Genomic DNA, 13,973 nt, shown 5'->3' with positions numbered 1-13,973 from the left:
GTTATTTCCGATCCAGGACGGCTCTGACTTTGACGCCCAGGTCCGTCTTTGAGAACGGCTTTTGAATGAACTGCACGCCTTCATCCAATACACCATGGTGGGCGATCACATTCGCGGTATAGCCGGACATGAATAATAGCTTGAGATTCGGATAAAGTGACAGCAGATTTTTTGCCAGGTCCCGACCGTTCATCTCGGGCATCACCACATCGGTCATGAGCAGGTGAATATCGCCGGCGTGTTCACGGGCAAGCGCAATGGCTTCTCCCGGTGTGCCGGCCGCAAGGACCTTATAACCGATCCGCGTCAGCATCATCGTGGTCATTCTCAGGATGGCCGGCTCGTCTTCGACCAGCAGGATCGTTTCGTGACCGCGCGCGGCGGGTCGGATCGCTTCCTTGTCCGGCCACCGGACCTCTTTTGTCCGGTGGCGCGGCAGGTAGATCCTGAAGGTCGTGCCGTGGTCCGGCTCGCTGTAAACATTGATGAAACCATTGTTTTGCTTGACCACGCCATAGACCGTGGCCAGGCCCAGGCCGGTGCCTTTGTCCGATTCCTTGGTGGTGAAAAACGGTTCGAAGATATTTTCAAGGGTCTCGGCGTTCATGCCGCAACCGTTGTCACTCACCGTCAGCAACGTATACTCCCCGGGCACAAAACCCGCATGTTCCTTGCAGTATTCCTCGTCAAAAACGATGTTGCCCGTTTCGATGGTTACTTTGCCGACATCAGCAATGGCATCCCGGGCGTTGACGCACAGGTTGGCCAGAACCTGGTCGATCTGGGCGGGATCGATTTTTACCGGCCACACCTTCTCGCCCGGAATCCAGGCCATATCGATATCTTCACCGATCAGCCGAGTAAGCATCTTGAGCATGCCTGCCACGGTCTTGTTGAGGTCGAGTACCTTGGGGGCCACGGTCTGTTTGCGGGCAAACGCCAGGAGTTGCCGGGTCAGATCGGCGGAGCGTTCACCGGCTTTTCTGATTTCCGTCAGATCGGCATACAATGCCTGATCCGGGTCCATCTCCTCCAGGATCATATCCGCATGTCCAAGAATAATCCCCAGCATGTTGTTAAAATCGTGGGCCACGCCGCCGGCCAAACGGCCTACGGCCTCCATTTTCTGGACCTGACGCATTTGCTCTTCCAGTTTTTCATGCGCTTTTTTTTGACGGGCCTCTTTCTGGATGGCAAACAGAATCGGCGCCGTTTGCGCTGCCACGCTCTCCAGAAGGTCCCGGTCATCTTTGTCGTATCCCCCCGCCTTGTCGGCCAGGACAAACTGGCCGATCAGTTTATCGTTGTGTACAATGGGCGTTGCCAGGGCGTTCTCCAGGGCCACATGTCCTTCGGGAATCCGGAGGTTTTCGTTGGCGACCAATGTCTGCTTCTCCATCAGCGACCGACCCCACAGCCCGCCCCAGTCGGCTCGGGGGAAAACAATGCTCTTTTCAGGCACCCGGCATTGATCCCAGATCTCCCGCGTCATGGAGGGGCAGACCAGGTCGCCGGCCTCATCAATATACCCGAAATAGCCGAACCGGCTGTCCAGGGCACTCAGGAGGACATCGAGAATATCAGCAAAGACCTCGTTCCGGGAGGAGATCAGAAAAACACTGGCGATCTGACTGGATAGATTGATGGATCGCTGTTGTCGGGCAAGGGCCTCTTCATTCTGCCTGCGCTCGGTGATGTCCGTGGCGATGCTCAGAACGGCAGGCCGGCCTTCCCATTCGATCTTTTTGGCCAGAACTTCAAGGGGGAAAGTCGAGCCGTCCTTGCGATAGTGTTCGACATCGAAGCGGGCTTCGCCCGTCTCGTTGATCTTACGGAAGCGTTCGGCCAGCAGGGCCTCGCTTTCCGGCACGTCGAGCTGATGAAGATTGATCTTCAGGAGCTCATCCAGATCGGCATACCCGTGCAGTGCAATGGTTTTGCGGTTGGCGTAGAGAAAGCGTCCCTCGGTGTCGTGAATCGTGATCGAAGCGGGGGCCTCATCAAGCATGTGGCCCAGGATGGCAATGCGTTCTTTGGCGCGCTTTATTTCCGTGATGTCATGCAGACTGCCATACAGACGGTTGACCGCGCCATCGGCGCCGTGTTCTGGAATTCCCCGCACGATGCAGTGACGCAACTGTCCGTCGGTGTGCGTGAAACTTAATTCCAAATCATAAGGGATGCCGTTTTGCAGGCAGTCTTCAACCGCCTTGAGCAGACGCACGCGATCCGCTGGGACATAAAAAGCCTGGTGCTCGGCAAATGAAGGGGCTTTTTCCATGGGTTCGAGTCCGAAGATGCGGAACAGTTCTTCGGACCAGGTGACCTTGTCGCCTTCGGCTTCCCACTCCCAGCTGCCCACATGAGCCAGGGCCTCGGTGCGGGCCAGCATGGCGTGATGCCGTTTCAACGCCTCTTCCGCCTGCTTGCGTTCCGTCAGGTCGCGGCAAAAGCAGACAAACTGCCCTTCACGTGCCTTGATGTAGGTGGTCGAGACTTCGACGGGAAAGACGCTGCCGTTCTTGCGGCGGTGGCGGGTCTCGAATATCTCATGGCCGACCTGCATGATGCGCCTGATACGCCGCGCGATTTCCGCCGGCGTTTCCATGGCGTCCAGGTCGCCAATGCTCAGACCGATGAGTTCATCACGGCTGTAGCCGGTCATTTGACAATAGGCCCGGTTTACCTCGACAATGCGACTCTTGCCGTCAATCAGCCAGAAGCCGTCGGCGGTGGTCTGAAGAATTGTGCGCTGATACGCTTCGTTTATTTTGTTGCTTTGATTATCCATCCCGCGCCTCCCGTTTTTATTCTCATGCAACAGATGCAGAAAAGTCAAACCGGCCGTCAAGCGACAACATCAACTTATCACCGGATTTCAACGCAGCCACCCCGGCTGGAGTTCCGGTAAGGATAACATCTCCCGGCAACAATGTAAAAAAAACGGACATGTAGACAATCAAGTCAAAGATCTTGTGAATCATCAGTTTGGTACTCTCATCCTGCCGTACCTGGCCATTCACGTCCAGTTTCAAGCGCGTATCCTGGGGGGTTGGCAGGTCGTCAGGCTTAATAAAGGGAGAGATGGGACAAGAACCATCAAATGCTTTTGCCTTTTCCCAGGGTAACCCCTTTTCCTTCAGGGATTTCTGGATATCCCGCAGGGTCAGATCCAATGCAATCCCGAAACCTGCAACCGCCGCCTCAGCCTCTTTTCGCCCTGCCCTGCTGACCGCCTTGCCGATCAACACCGCCAATTCCGTTTCATTGTGGCAGTCCCTGGTAAACTCAGGAATCACAATGGGCTGACTGATCGACTGCAGTGATGTTGCCGGTTTGATAAATAAAACAGGTTCTGTGGGCATGGGATTGTCCAGTTCCTTGATATGATCCACATAATTGCGACCGACACAAACCACCTTTCCCACCGGCAGGTCGCACGCAGACCCGTCGTTAAATACATGTTGATATTTCATAATTTCCTTTTTTACATTCAATCTCATTAAATTAGCGCCCTTTGGGCGGGCTGTTAGGTGCTGGGTGCTGGGTACTGGGTACTGGGTGCTGGGTGCTGGGAAATTCCTATACTCTAAATTTAAGCATGTGTACTTTATCATCTTCAGGAACGGGTCTTAAATAACTTGCCCCTTTTGCTATATCCGGGAGCGCGCTCCCAGGTTAAGTTATTTCGGTCTTATTCCTTAACGGCAAAAGTGCCGGAGAGTGATTCACCAAATATTCGGAAAGCGCATCGACCTCCGAATAAACACGGGAATCCAGTCGTTTCAGCCAGCGTTTCGGTATGCCCTCAATCCCATAGAAAGCGCCTGCAAGCATCCCGACCAGAGCGCCGGTCGTATCGGCATCTCCTCCCTGGTTTACCGTCCCGATGAGGCAATCTTCAAAATTGTCCGTTGAAAATAAAAAATGAAAAACGGTCTGCACCGTATCCACGACGTAGGCAGAGCTTTTACCCGGATACGGATCATAACAAAAATCCGGGTGTTCATTTACAAAGCCTTTGGTCTGGGCCAGAAGATGACCAAATTCAGCACCCATCATGATCTCATGAAGCAAACGGCCAAAAAAGATACATGCCGCATCAGACAACGGATTATTGTGCGTCAGGTGAGCCTGTTCCACCACATATTGCGCAAGGAAGTTTTCATTGCCCAGGGTGTAAAGCGCAACGGGCAGCATGCGCATCAAGGCCCCGTTTCCGGCACTCCAACGACTTGGTTTCGCTTCAAGGGTTTGGTGGAGAATGTAGTTTCTGATTCCCCGGGCACATGTAGCGCCGACATCAACCGGGCGGCCTTTCACCCAATCCGCAAATTCGTCTGCAACGGCGGTAAGGTTCCATCCCCGGGACTTTTGAATGGCCCGCCCGATACACATGGACATTTCCGTGTCATCCGTCACCTGGCCGGCTTTGAGATAGAGCCATCCTTTGCCGATCATCTGTTTATGTACATCATATTGTAATTTGATTTCCTCAGGCGTCATGAACTCGGTCGTCGCCCCCAGGGCATCGCCGACAGCAAGACCGACAAAAGCCCCTTTTGCCTTTGCCGCAATTTGCTTTCTGTCAGGTATCCGGACCGGTTGCATGATGGCTTTCCTGTTATATTATTCGCCTGGAGATATCATATATGCCGCCAATGACCAATACTTCCTCCTCCCCCTTGAGTATCCCGGCATGGAGAAATGCACCGTCAAAAAAAATTTTTGAAACCGGCACCCGGGCTTCAATAACGAATGTGCCGAATTCCCAGGCCCGCTCAAAATCATGGGTAAAGGAATTTAGATTATTGAGCCGGACCACTCCTTTACCCGTCTTGGCATCCCATTCAAGCAATTCATGATCGTAAAATCCATGCACACCTCTGAAAAGGGTAATGTGCGTCGTGTCGGGATCGCGACGCCCCAGCTCGTACTGAACAAATTCATAGAGAAGATCCAACTGGGAAAAGATAGCGTTGGTCCGCCCTGAACCTTTCATGCGATCCTTCAGGTATGCTAAATACGCGTTACTCTCTTTTCCGTTGATCCGGCCGCCATGATAGGTTGGGGGCAACCCCATCCTGCTTTCCACCCATCCCTTCAAAACAGCCCCTTCAACGGAATCGGCATCAAAAAGCCATCCCCGGAGAAATCTCAGGTAACTGTGTTTTATGCTGAGCAGTTTACCAACATTATCTTTTTCCCGCCATTGATGAAGATGAAACGCAACTTCCATGTAATCTTGAAATATTCTTGCCCGTTCTTCCCAGTTGGAAAGGTTATCCAACTTTTTAAAAAAATGGGCATGGGCAGCCCGTACACCATGAACACTTAACGGCGCAGGATCGGCATTGAATTCCCGGGAGCCAAGGACCCATGCCGGCACACTGCACAAGCTGTATTGATAATGATAATCGAACATAAATTATTTTATAACCAACAAAAAAACTGCAACCGTTCTAAATTTGCGGCGGTATGCCATCTTGCTCTTAATCTTGCGCTTGCTTGTAATAACACCTCGATCAAGCGCAAGAAAAAAAGCAATAGCGCGACGCCTTAATCCGCTTCAAGATAGGCAAGCTTAGAGTCTATTTTATACGTCCATGGCAGTCCTTCATTCTTCCAACCACCCAGCATACGCTTTCCGTAATACACGCTATCTTTATCTTTTACTTTATCTCCTTCAAATCCTCCCATCATATTGTATATTTTATCTGTCGGCCAACCGGCCTCTAACGCTGCCAGGTTTGTCGCTTCACAAGAACGGCTGCCACTTCGACACATAAAAATAAGCGTATCGGTTTCAGGATTGAACCGTTTTTTAAGATCCTTTGAAAAATTTTCATTAATTTTCATACCGTACCCTTTGCTGGCATGTTTTCCTGTCCAAAATTTCACCGGAACATGATATGCAATAGTTGGATGTCCAACCAGAACATGCTCGGGACGGGTTCGAACATCCACAATAAAAACATGCGCATCTTCAGTTGCCCATTTATATGCCTGGGGCGGCGTCAGATCTCCTCCTTTATGTCCCGCCTTTTTTATCGAATAGGCCACTGGTAGGTCTTTAGCACAGCCTACAGCAATCAATGAAGTGATAATCAGAACAGCAACCATACAAAAATAATTACTTTTTTTCATTTTTAACCTCTTGTAATAATGCTTGTTATTAATAATTGATATAGCGGCTATCTACGAAAAAAAGGTTTATCAGAAAAAATCGATCGGGAAAAGTATTATTTATTTCACCTTACGTGATAAATCGCCTGACCCGTGAAAGGTTGATCAGGCTTGAAAACCAGGCCAAAAAAGCTTAGGTTGACATGAGCATTTAATATTAAAGGAAATAATACCATGCTGACACAGACTATTACATTTCCTGCCGCGTTTGCGGCAGGCCTTCTGTCATTTCTGTCCCCTTGTGTGCTGCCGCTGATCCCAGCCTATTTCAGCTTTATCACAGGGCTCTCTTTAGATGAACTGACAGCGGACGATAAGGACGTGCGCAAAAAGGTCATCCGCTCCACCCTGGCCTATGTCGCCGGATTCTCCTTTATTTTCATCCTGTTCGGGGCATCCGCCTCTTTTCTTGGCGGGCTTGCCTCCCGATATTCCTGGGTTGTACGCTATGTAGGGGGCGGCATTATTCTGGTTTTCGGACTGCATCTGCTCGGTATCATCAACATTAAAAGTTTTCAGTTTGAACGTAAATTTCATTTCAAGGAGACACCTTTTCATCTGTTTGGCACATTTTTAATCGGCATGGCGTTTGGCGCGGGATGGAGCCCGTGCATCGGCCCCATGCTGGGCAGCATACTCATTGTGGCAGGCAGTCAGAACACTGTCCTTAAAGGCGTACTGCTTCTGGCGACCTATTCAGCGGGTATGGCCCTGCCCTTTATTGTGATATCCATCTTTATTAATTCCATGTTCAGTTTCATGAAAAAAGCCACCCGGGCCATGGCCTTTATCAATAAATGCGCAGGTGGACTGCTTATTGTCATTGGTTTGCTTTTGATCTTTGACAAGTTCCGGCTTCTGGCCACTTTTTAAATTCCGGCAAGAAGCGCATGACAAACCAATCGCATTTATTTTCCGCATAGACGTTGAGGCCTTGATCATCATTTTGACCACCGTGTAGGTTGGGTTGAACGAAGTGAAACCCAACATTTTGTATTTGTTGGGTTTCGTTCCTCAACCCAACCTACCTTCCACGCATTGGCCGAAACAATGATCAAGGCCGACGTTGAGAACCGTCTATGGAATTGCTCAATGCCGTTGCTGCCCAGCCTGTAGATGACCATGCTGAATTTTTTGCGGGAGTTCGTGAAACTTCGTGAACAAGCCAAAGCTAAGCGCCTGTCTGTTTTTTACCGGCTCGGGGCATCCGCATCTTTTCTTGAAAATTTTCAGTTTGCATGATCAAACCCGGTCCGGGGAAAGGGAGTGGAGCAGAAATTCGGAAAGCTCGCCAAAGGCCTTGTCCGCACGGGTCCGGGGCCGGGACATGTCCACGGTAAGCACATCCTGAATCCGGCCGGGGCGGGCGGACATGATCACAATTTCATCAGCCAGGAAGACCGCTTCATCGACGCTGTGGGTGACCAGCACAACGGTTTTATGGGTCATTTCCCAAAGGCTGAGCAGCTCCTGCTGGAGCAGGATGCGGGTATGGGCGTCCAGGGCTCCGAAAGGCTCATCCATGAACAGGACGTCCGGTTCATTGGCCAGGGCCCGGGCAATGGCCACCCGTTGGCGCATGCCCCCGGACAGCTCGTGGGGAAAAGCGTCTTTAAACTCGGCCATATTAACCATGTTGAGAAAGCCTAGCGCATCCCTGTGGCGGGTCTGCTTATCCACCCCGGCAAATTCCGGACCGGCCGCCACATTGTCCAGGACCGACAGCCAGGGAAAAAGCGAGTACTCCTGGAAGACCAGCCCGATGTCGGCACCGGGCTTTACCACTGGATCGCCCTTGTAGAGTACCTGGCCCAGGCTGGCCTTTTCCAGGCCCGAGGCGATGCGCAGGATGGTGGATTTCCCGCATCCCGACGGCCCCACAATGCAGGTGAAGGACCGGGGGCGAATGGATAGATTGATATCATCCAGGGCCTGCAGCTGGTCACCGGATTTTGTGGCAAAGGACTTGGACAGCCCCTGGATGTTGATGATGGGGGTGTCGCTCATGAATTGGTCTGCCTCTGCCAGGAAAATTTTTGCTTTTCAACGCGGCGGAAAACCATATCCATGAGAGCTCCGACGCAGCCGATGGAGATCATGCCGGCAATGACGATATCTGTGGAAGCCAGGGTAAAGGCATGGGTGATCATGTAGCCGATGCCGGACAGGGAACCGGGCAGCATCTCTGCCGAGACCAGGCACATCCAGGCAATGCCCAGACCGATGCGCATACCCGTGATAATGGCAGGCATAGCCGCCGGGATCAGAATTTTTCTGAAAATCTGGCTCTGGCCGGCTCCCAGGACCCGGGCGGAATCAAGGAGGGTGGCGTTCACGCTGCGTACCCCGTGGATGGTAGCGGTAAGGATAGGATAAAAGGCCCCCACAAAAATGATAAAAAGCATGGAAAATTTGATGTTGTTCAGATAGACATACCATTGTCCGGTTTCCACCCCGGTCATGGTGGCCAGACTGGAGATACCGAACCAGGCCATGACCAGAGGCACCCAGGCCAGGGGCGGGATAGGCCTGAACAGGTTCAAAAATCCGTTAAAGGCCTTGAAGACCATGCCGTAATATCCCATGATCACCCCCAGGGGGATGGCGATGGCGACGGCTGATGCATAGCCCAGCAGCACCCGGACCAGGCTGACCAGGAGATTACTGGTCAGCGACCCCATGCTGATCAAGTCCTCAAAGGGATGGGCCAGGATATACAGCACCTGGTCCATGGGAGGCAGAATCACCTGATTGGCGATCCGTGCCGCCATCCATATCCAACACAGGACCAGAAGGACGGGAGCCAGCAGGGGAACGGCAAAGGAAAAAAATTTCATATCATGTAAACAATCCAGTGGACCGGGATATCCCGGCCCACGAATCCGTCCTATTTGGCCAGGCTCTTTTTCACAAAGGAAAAATCGTAGAGAATCGGGGTGGCGGCCTTCAGGTCCTTGCCCTTCATCTGCCCCTTGAACTTGTTCATGCTATTGAGCATGGTCAGGAACACGTCCTCGCCCTTGAGCCAGTTGGGGCTAGGATTTGTGGTATAAATGATGCTGGATTTTTCAATGGCCTGGGCCGGCACACCGATCCAGGCGGCCGAGATTTTGGCGGCCGCTGTCTTGTGGGCATTACTCCAGTCGGAAGCATCGGTCATTAGATCGGTCATGGCCTGAATAATCCCGGGATGGTCGGCAATGAGTTTGTCGCCGGCCCCCATGACGCAGCAGGGAAAATCAACCCAGTCGCCCTTGGGGGGCAGGTCTCGGGAGTCCAGGCCGATATGCCCGGCATTTTTGTACTCGGCCACGGCAGGATGGGGGGCCGGGCCCACCCAGCAGTCCACCTGGTGACCTAAAAGGGCCGGGATCAGGTTGGCGGTGGATTTCAGATCCACCATGAGGATGTCCGCATCCACATCGTTGGGATTACCGGAGATTTTGAAACCGGCCTTGTGCAGGGCCCCTTCAAAGACAACCCTGGGGGCGGAGGTGGGGGAATGGTACCCAATTTTAAACGGGGTTGCAGAGGCTTTGATCGTACGGGCCACATCGTCGTATCCGCTGATTTTGCTGTCTGAGGGAAAGACCATGCTCATACCGTCCACATGCAGGGGACAAAGAATTTTCATGGGGGTGCCTTTATCAATGCCGCTCATAAAGGCTGTACTGGAGGCAAGTCCGATATCCATGCGGTTCATGGCAAAGAGGGTAGCGGCTTCAGAGCCGCTTTTGGAAACGATAAGGTTAATCACCGCCAGGGGCTTGCCGTCAGCTGCGACCAATTGGTATTTCTGCTTGGGCACCAGGGGTTTAAGAAAGGCGCCGGAATCCTTGAACTCTTCCCCCTTGACGGCAGCCACCATGAGGGGGGTATGGTGGGTCGTAAATATATAGCCCATATAAATGCTGGGCAATTTGGATTTAGCGGCCTGGGCAGGACCCGCCCCAAGGGCGGCAGCCAGAATCAGAGTACAGGCAAGAATGAATTTTAATCGCGTCATTGGGTCCTCCTAAAGTTTATTGTGATAATTCCATCAATGCTTCAATGCGGGTCTTTAGTTGTTCCAGATCAGAGTCCGAGTAATCCGTTTCAATGTGTAAAAAGGGCAGATTCAGTTCTTCCTCCACAAGGGTCCGGATGGCAAGGGATTCGCCATTGTAGGTATGGCAGCCCAGCCAGGTCAGATCCACGATGGCATCGGCTTTAAACTGCACCGCCATCTGCCGGAGGTCTGACATGCGGTTGGGATTGGGGGTCATGCAGGAGCAGGGGATTTGCAGATAGCGCCGGGCCAGAGCCTTGTAAGGATCGCCGGTTTCATCCACAGCCAGGCTCATCCCTTTGAGTCCTGAGCAGTTTTCCATACAGACCACCCTGGCCCCCAGCTCTTCTATGATATTGATGACCTTATCGGACCCCTTGCCCACGGGGCAGCCGGTTAAAAGAACACGAACGCCGCGATGGGCCGGCAGAGCGGGTTGGGCCAGGAAGTCTTCCAGGCCGGATTTAAGCCGGGTCAGGTGTTGTAGATATTTTTCCGGAAAGACGCAAAAACTTTTGCTCTCCTGGACGGCCAGCATCTCCAAGGCTGTCATGGGAGACCTTGGGTCCGCTGCCAGCAGGGCCACTTCAAGCAGAAGCTGACGGATTTGATTTTGCTCCCGGATCTGAAACCGGAGGTCTTCGGAGGTGACGCTACGGCCGGATGCCGATGTCAGGAAGTCTTCCAGGTCTTTAAAAGCGGCGGCCCAATAGTCCAGGGCCGCCTGTCCGGCCTGGGTATGGGGAAGGTGCATGAGATGAAGGGGCTTGATCGCGCCCATCAGTTCATACATTTTTTTTTTGCCGTCACAGGTGGTTTCCGCCACCAAGAAGTCCGAAAAACTGAAAAATGGGCAGGTATCGGTGATGGCATAGCCGTAACTGGACTTGATTAATGGACAGAAACCGGCAGGGAGATCCCGTTCCGCGTCCTGGATGGGGGCCTGTTTTTTACCGCAGAGACTTACCGGCACCACCCCTGCTGCGCGTATCAGCTCAGCGGGGGCATAGACGCAATAGATGCCGGCAATTTTGCCCCCCTTCTCCTGCCAGGCATCCAGGTCGGCAATGCTCTGCTCGGAAAAAGCTTTGAAAGGCGCTATACAGCCATCCAAATTATTCAAAGTCATGGTTGTCCTCATTGCTTTAGAAGTTAGGCCTGGCCAGAGCCAGACTTTAAACGTAGCAAGATATTGGGATTGCCCGATGAAGTCAAAAAGGTAATTTGAATGCAATTCTTATAGGAGTATAGAAATTTTCTATGGATTAAACAGGCTCTTAGGCTCATAATCAAAATAAACGCTGTGACAATGAGTACATATTTCAATATGCTCCCCAATATCCCAGCCCCTGGATCTCATCTGCCTTGAAACGCCCGGCCCTTTGATGCCCTTATGTTTTACTTTCTTGTTTGGGAGGTGCAATGGGAGGTGCAAATTGACAGGTCTCACAAATATGGCTGCTTCGCTGACCGACAATGATACGTTTGATTTTATTCCGGCATCTTGGGCAGGGCTGGTTTGTGCGCCGGAATACATTTAATTGAAGCTGATTGCGCCCCTGTTTGTGGTCTGCTGAAATAAAGTTGGCTTTACTGCCGCCCAAAGATGTTCCATTGTTTTGGATCCCTTTGCGCAGCACCTTTCGAATGGCCCGGTGGAGCATTTTGATTTCATGGTCGGCCAGGGTTGATGCGATGCGCAGGGGGTGAATTTTGGATGCCCACAGGGCCTCATCCACATAAATGTTACCCAAACCGGCAATAAAGGTTTGATCCAATAACAGCGGCTTCAGGCGGCGGTTACGAGACAGCAGCGCCTTTTGAAATTGCCTAGCGGTAAATTTGGGGGACAGGGGCTCAGGTCCCAATCTGTCAAGTACTGTTTCAGGATGCTTCGTGAGGTGCATGCGGCCGAATTTGCGGGTGTCATGAAAATGCAGACAGCGGTTGTCGCTGAGATGTAACACGACATGTACATGCTTTGATATGGGCTCAGTATTGCTTGTCACCAGCATGCGGCCGGTCATGCGCAAGTGAATCAACAAACTAAAAGACGCATCAAAATCAAAAATTATGTATTTGCCCCGTCGCCGGATAGAAGTGACGGCAAGTCCTTTTATGCAACGAGTAAATGATTCCGGTGTTTGATCCGATATGGTTCTGGACCAGTTTACCTCTACACCGACAATATGTCTGCCGATAATTCCAGCGTGACAAAGGGTGTCTACCACGGTCTGAACTTCCGGTAATTCGGGCATGTTATGATCTGCTTCCTTACACCAGATAAAATTTATAACAATAACGTCCCCGGGACAAACCGAACACGCAAACTCAATTATCGAGTCAAACGGAAGTCGGTAAACAAAAAAAGCTGCCGGTAAAAATACCGGCAGCCAGAGATATGAGAATCAAATAATGCCGGCCAGTTCATGTTTCAAAGGCCGGCCCATAAGTCGTTCTACGGTTTTTCCCACAGGGCTGTTCTCAAACAGAACAGAATAGACTTCGGCACAGATGGGCAGATCGACATTGAGCTTTTTTGACATGTTATAAATGGAGCGGGTGGTCTTAACACCTTCAGCCACCATGCGCATTTCCGAAATAATCTCATCCAGGCATTTGCCTTCCCCGATCTGTTTGCCGACAGTGTAATTTCTACTGAGAAATCCTGTACAGGTCAACAATAGATCACCAACGCCGGCCAATCCGGAAAGTGTTAAGGGATCTGCCCCCAGGCGGATGCCCAAACGATTCATCTCCGCCAACCCCCGGGTGATCAGGGCAGCTCTGGGATTAAGTCCCATATTCATTCCGTCACAAATCCCTGCGGCAATGGCGATCACATTTTTCATGGCCCCGCCGATCTGAGTGCCTACAATATCATGGTTAACGTAGACCCGGAAATTGGGCGCAGAAAACACGTTCTGGATAAATTTGGCTACCTCATTTTTCAGTGCGGCTGCAGCCACGACCGTTGGTACCCCGGCAGCTACTTCCTTGGCAAAACTTGGGCCGGATACCACACCGAAATTGTGGTCCGGGAGAAAGTCAATAATTTCGGACAAAATATCAGTCATGGTCATGTGGGTTTTATTTTCAATACCCTTGGAGGCACTGACCAGAATCGTGCCCGGAGAGACAAAAGACTTCATCTGTGTGGCCACAGCGCGCATGCAATGGGAAGGCACTACCATGAGTACAAGATCTTTTCCGGACACGGCCTTTTCAATATCATTGGTAGGTATAATTCCCGGAGGCAGGCTGAACCCGGGCAGAAAACTTCTGTTTTCCCGGTGACGGGTAATTTCCTCTTTTACCTCTGTTTCAAAAGCCCACAGATCCAGGGTAAATCCTTTATCCGCAAGCATTTTAGCAAGTGCTGTTCCCCAGGCACCAGCCCCGACAACGCCGATTTTTGTATTCATGATATCCATAAGACGGTTTTATTCCTGCCCGCCCCGGCAAAATGTTATCCGGGCGGATCATTGATTTGTTAAAATTAAGTTAGCTCTTATATATTAATTTCCAAAGAGATTCAACTAGGTTACAAAATTATATCAAATAGTAATTTAAAGAATTAAACTTACGACTCAAATAGAATTTTTTTATTAGAATGCAAGCACTTTAAATGGCTGAAACCCACAGCCTCTATTCCTTATCCTTATAAGTTCATTAAGGGATTCAGGAACTTCTTTTCGAATGATGTTTAATGCACCGTTCAGATCAGCGTTGATTATGC

General features: G+C 51.3%; 12 protein-coding genes. 1 reads left to right on the top strand and 11 read right to left on the bottom strand.

Annotated features, from left to right (window positions below; genetic code table 11):
• Position 1 precedes the first annotated feature (1 nt).
• The 5 genes from HXW94_RS06560 to HXW94_RS06540 form a co-directional block, all read right to left on the bottom strand.
• Entirely contained in the window at positions 2 to 2,791 is a 2,790-nt protein-coding gene (locus HXW94_RS06560) for a PAS domain-containing hybrid sensor histidine kinase/response regulator (protein ID WP_178366096.1), read from the bottom strand.
• 22 nt (positions 2,792 to 2,813) lie between these two features.
• A complete protein-coding gene (locus HXW94_RS06555; protein ID WP_178366095.1) occupies positions 2,814 to 3,476 on the bottom strand; it encodes a fumarylacetoacetate hydrolase family protein in 663 nt (220 codons plus the stop codon).
• 202 nt (positions 3,477 to 3,678) lie between these two features.
• Positions 3,679 to 4,611, bottom strand: coding sequence for an ADP-ribosyl-[dinitrogen reductase] hydrolase (draG, locus tag HXW94_RS06550; protein WP_178366094.1), 933 nt, complete (start codon positions 4,609 to 4,611; stop codon positions 3,679 to 3,681).
• A 13-nt stretch (positions 4,612 to 4,624) separates the two neighbouring features.
• On the bottom strand, positions 4,625 to 5,425 hold the full coding sequence (locus HXW94_RS06545) for an NAD(+)--dinitrogen-reductase ADP-D-ribosyltransferase (RefSeq protein WP_178366093.1): 801 nt from the start codon (positions 5,423 to 5,425) through the stop codon (positions 4,625 to 4,627).
• A 134-nt stretch (positions 5,426 to 5,559) separates the two neighbouring features.
• The gene (locus HXW94_RS06540) at positions 5,560 to 6,147 is read right to left on the bottom strand and encodes a rhodanese-like domain-containing protein (protein ID WP_178366092.1); all 588 of its coding nucleotides are present in this window, start codon (positions 6,145 to 6,147) and stop codon (positions 5,560 to 5,562) included.
• A 213-nt stretch (positions 6,148 to 6,360) separates the two neighbouring features.
• On the opposite strand from HXW94_RS06540, the gene HXW94_RS06535 reads away from it, so the two are divergent.
• A complete protein-coding gene (locus HXW94_RS06535; protein WP_178366091.1) occupies positions 6,361 to 7,059 on the top strand; it encodes a cytochrome c biogenesis CcdA family protein in 699 nt (232 codons plus the stop codon).
• Between the two features lie 369 nt (positions 7,060 to 7,428).
• On the opposite strand, the gene HXW94_RS06530 is transcribed toward HXW94_RS06535, so the two are convergent.
• The 6 genes from HXW94_RS06530 to HXW94_RS06505 form a co-directional block, all read right to left on the bottom strand.
• A complete protein-coding gene (locus HXW94_RS06530; protein ID WP_178366090.1) occupies positions 7,429 to 8,193 on the bottom strand; it encodes an ABC transporter ATP-binding protein in 765 nt (254 codons plus the stop codon).
• On the bottom strand, positions 8,190 to 9,023 hold the full coding sequence (locus tag HXW94_RS06525; RefSeq protein WP_178366089.1) for an ABC transporter permease: 834 nt from the start codon (positions 9,021 to 9,023) through the stop codon (positions 8,190 to 8,192). The genes HXW94_RS06530 and HXW94_RS06525 overlap by 4 nt, the downstream gene beginning before the upstream one ends.
• Before the next feature lie 50 nt (positions 9,024 to 9,073).
• Positions 9,074 to 10,192 carry a CmpA/NrtA family ABC transporter substrate-binding protein gene (locus HXW94_RS06520; protein WP_178366088.1) on the bottom strand — a complete coding sequence of 373 codons (1,119 nt, stop codon included), beginning with the start codon at positions 10,190 to 10,192 and terminating at the stop codon, positions 9,074 to 9,076.
• Positions 10,193 to 10,208: 16 nt separating this feature from the next.
• A complete protein-coding gene (locus HXW94_RS06515; RefSeq protein ID WP_178366087.1) occupies positions 10,209 to 11,363 on the bottom strand; it encodes a double-cubane-cluster-containing anaerobic reductase in 1,155 nt (384 codons plus the stop codon).
• A gap of 262 nt (positions 11,364 to 11,625) precedes the next feature.
• The gene (mutM, locus tag HXW94_RS06510; RefSeq protein WP_178366086.1) at positions 11,626 to 12,492 is read right to left on the bottom strand and encodes a DNA-formamidopyrimidine glycosylase; all 867 of its coding nucleotides are present in this window, start codon (positions 12,490 to 12,492) and stop codon (positions 11,626 to 11,628) included.
• Between the two features lie 150 nt (positions 12,493 to 12,642).
• Positions 12,643 to 13,668, bottom strand: coding sequence for an NAD(P)H-dependent glycerol-3-phosphate dehydrogenase (locus HXW94_RS06505; protein ID WP_218576596.1), 1,026 nt, complete (start codon positions 13,666 to 13,668; stop codon positions 12,643 to 12,645).
• Between the last annotated feature and the right edge of the window lie 305 nt (positions 13,669 to 13,973).

The sequence above is a fragment of the Desulfobacter latus genome (assembly GCF_013389365.1).
Lineage (GTDB): Bacteria > Desulfobacterota > Desulfobacteria > Desulfobacterales > Desulfobacteraceae > Desulfobacter > Desulfobacter latus.
Note: the sequence above shows the minus strand (reverse complement) of the source record. Positions and strands in the feature narration are given on the sequence as shown.

What these genes read in the sequence shown, in the direction of transcription:
- HXW94_RS06560 (WP_178366096.1), bottom strand. Translation starts at nt 2,791, where the DNA reads ATGGATAATCAAAGCAACAAAATAAACGAAGCGTATCAGCGCACAATT.
- HXW94_RS06555 (WP_178366095.1), bottom strand. Translation starts at nt 3,476, where the DNA reads ATGAAATATCAACATGTATTTAACGACGGGTCTGCGTGCGACCTGCCG.
- draG (WP_178366094.1), bottom strand. Translation starts at nt 4,611, where the DNA reads ATGCAACCGGTCCGGATACCTGACAGAAAGCAAATTGCGGCAAAGGCA.
- HXW94_RS06545 (WP_178366093.1), bottom strand. Translation starts at nt 5,425, where the DNA reads ATGTTCGATTATCATTATCAATACAGCTTGTGCAGTGTGCCGGCATGG.
- HXW94_RS06540 (WP_178366092.1), bottom strand. Translation starts at nt 6,147, where the DNA reads ATGAAAAAAAGTAATTATTTTTGTATGGTTGCTGTTCTGATTATCACT.
- HXW94_RS06535 (WP_178366091.1), top strand. Translation starts at nt 6,361, where the DNA reads ATGCTGACACAGACTATTACATTTCCTGCCGCGTTTGCGGCAGGCCTT.
- HXW94_RS06530 (WP_178366090.1), bottom strand. Translation starts at nt 8,193, where the DNA reads ATGAGCGACACCCCCATCATCAACATCCAGGGGCTGTCCAAGTCCTTT.
- HXW94_RS06525 (WP_178366089.1), bottom strand. Translation starts at nt 9,023, where the DNA reads ATGAAATTTTTTTCCTTTGCCGTTCCCCTGCTGGCTCCCGTCCTTCTG.
- HXW94_RS06520 (WP_178366088.1), bottom strand. Translation starts at nt 10,192, where the DNA reads ATGACGCGATTAAAATTCATTCTTGCCTGTACTCTGATTCTGGCTGCC.
- HXW94_RS06515 (WP_178366087.1), bottom strand. Translation starts at nt 11,363, where the DNA reads ATGACTTTGAATAATTTGGATGGCTGTATAGCGCCTTTCAAAGCTTTT.
- mutM (WP_178366086.1), bottom strand. Translation starts at nt 12,492, where the DNA reads ATGCCCGAATTACCGGAAGTTCAGACCGTGGTAGACACCCTTTGTCAC.
- HXW94_RS06505 (WP_218576596.1), bottom strand. Translation starts at nt 13,668, where the DNA reads ATGGATATCATGAATACAAAAATCGGCGTTGTCGGGGCTGGTGCCTGG.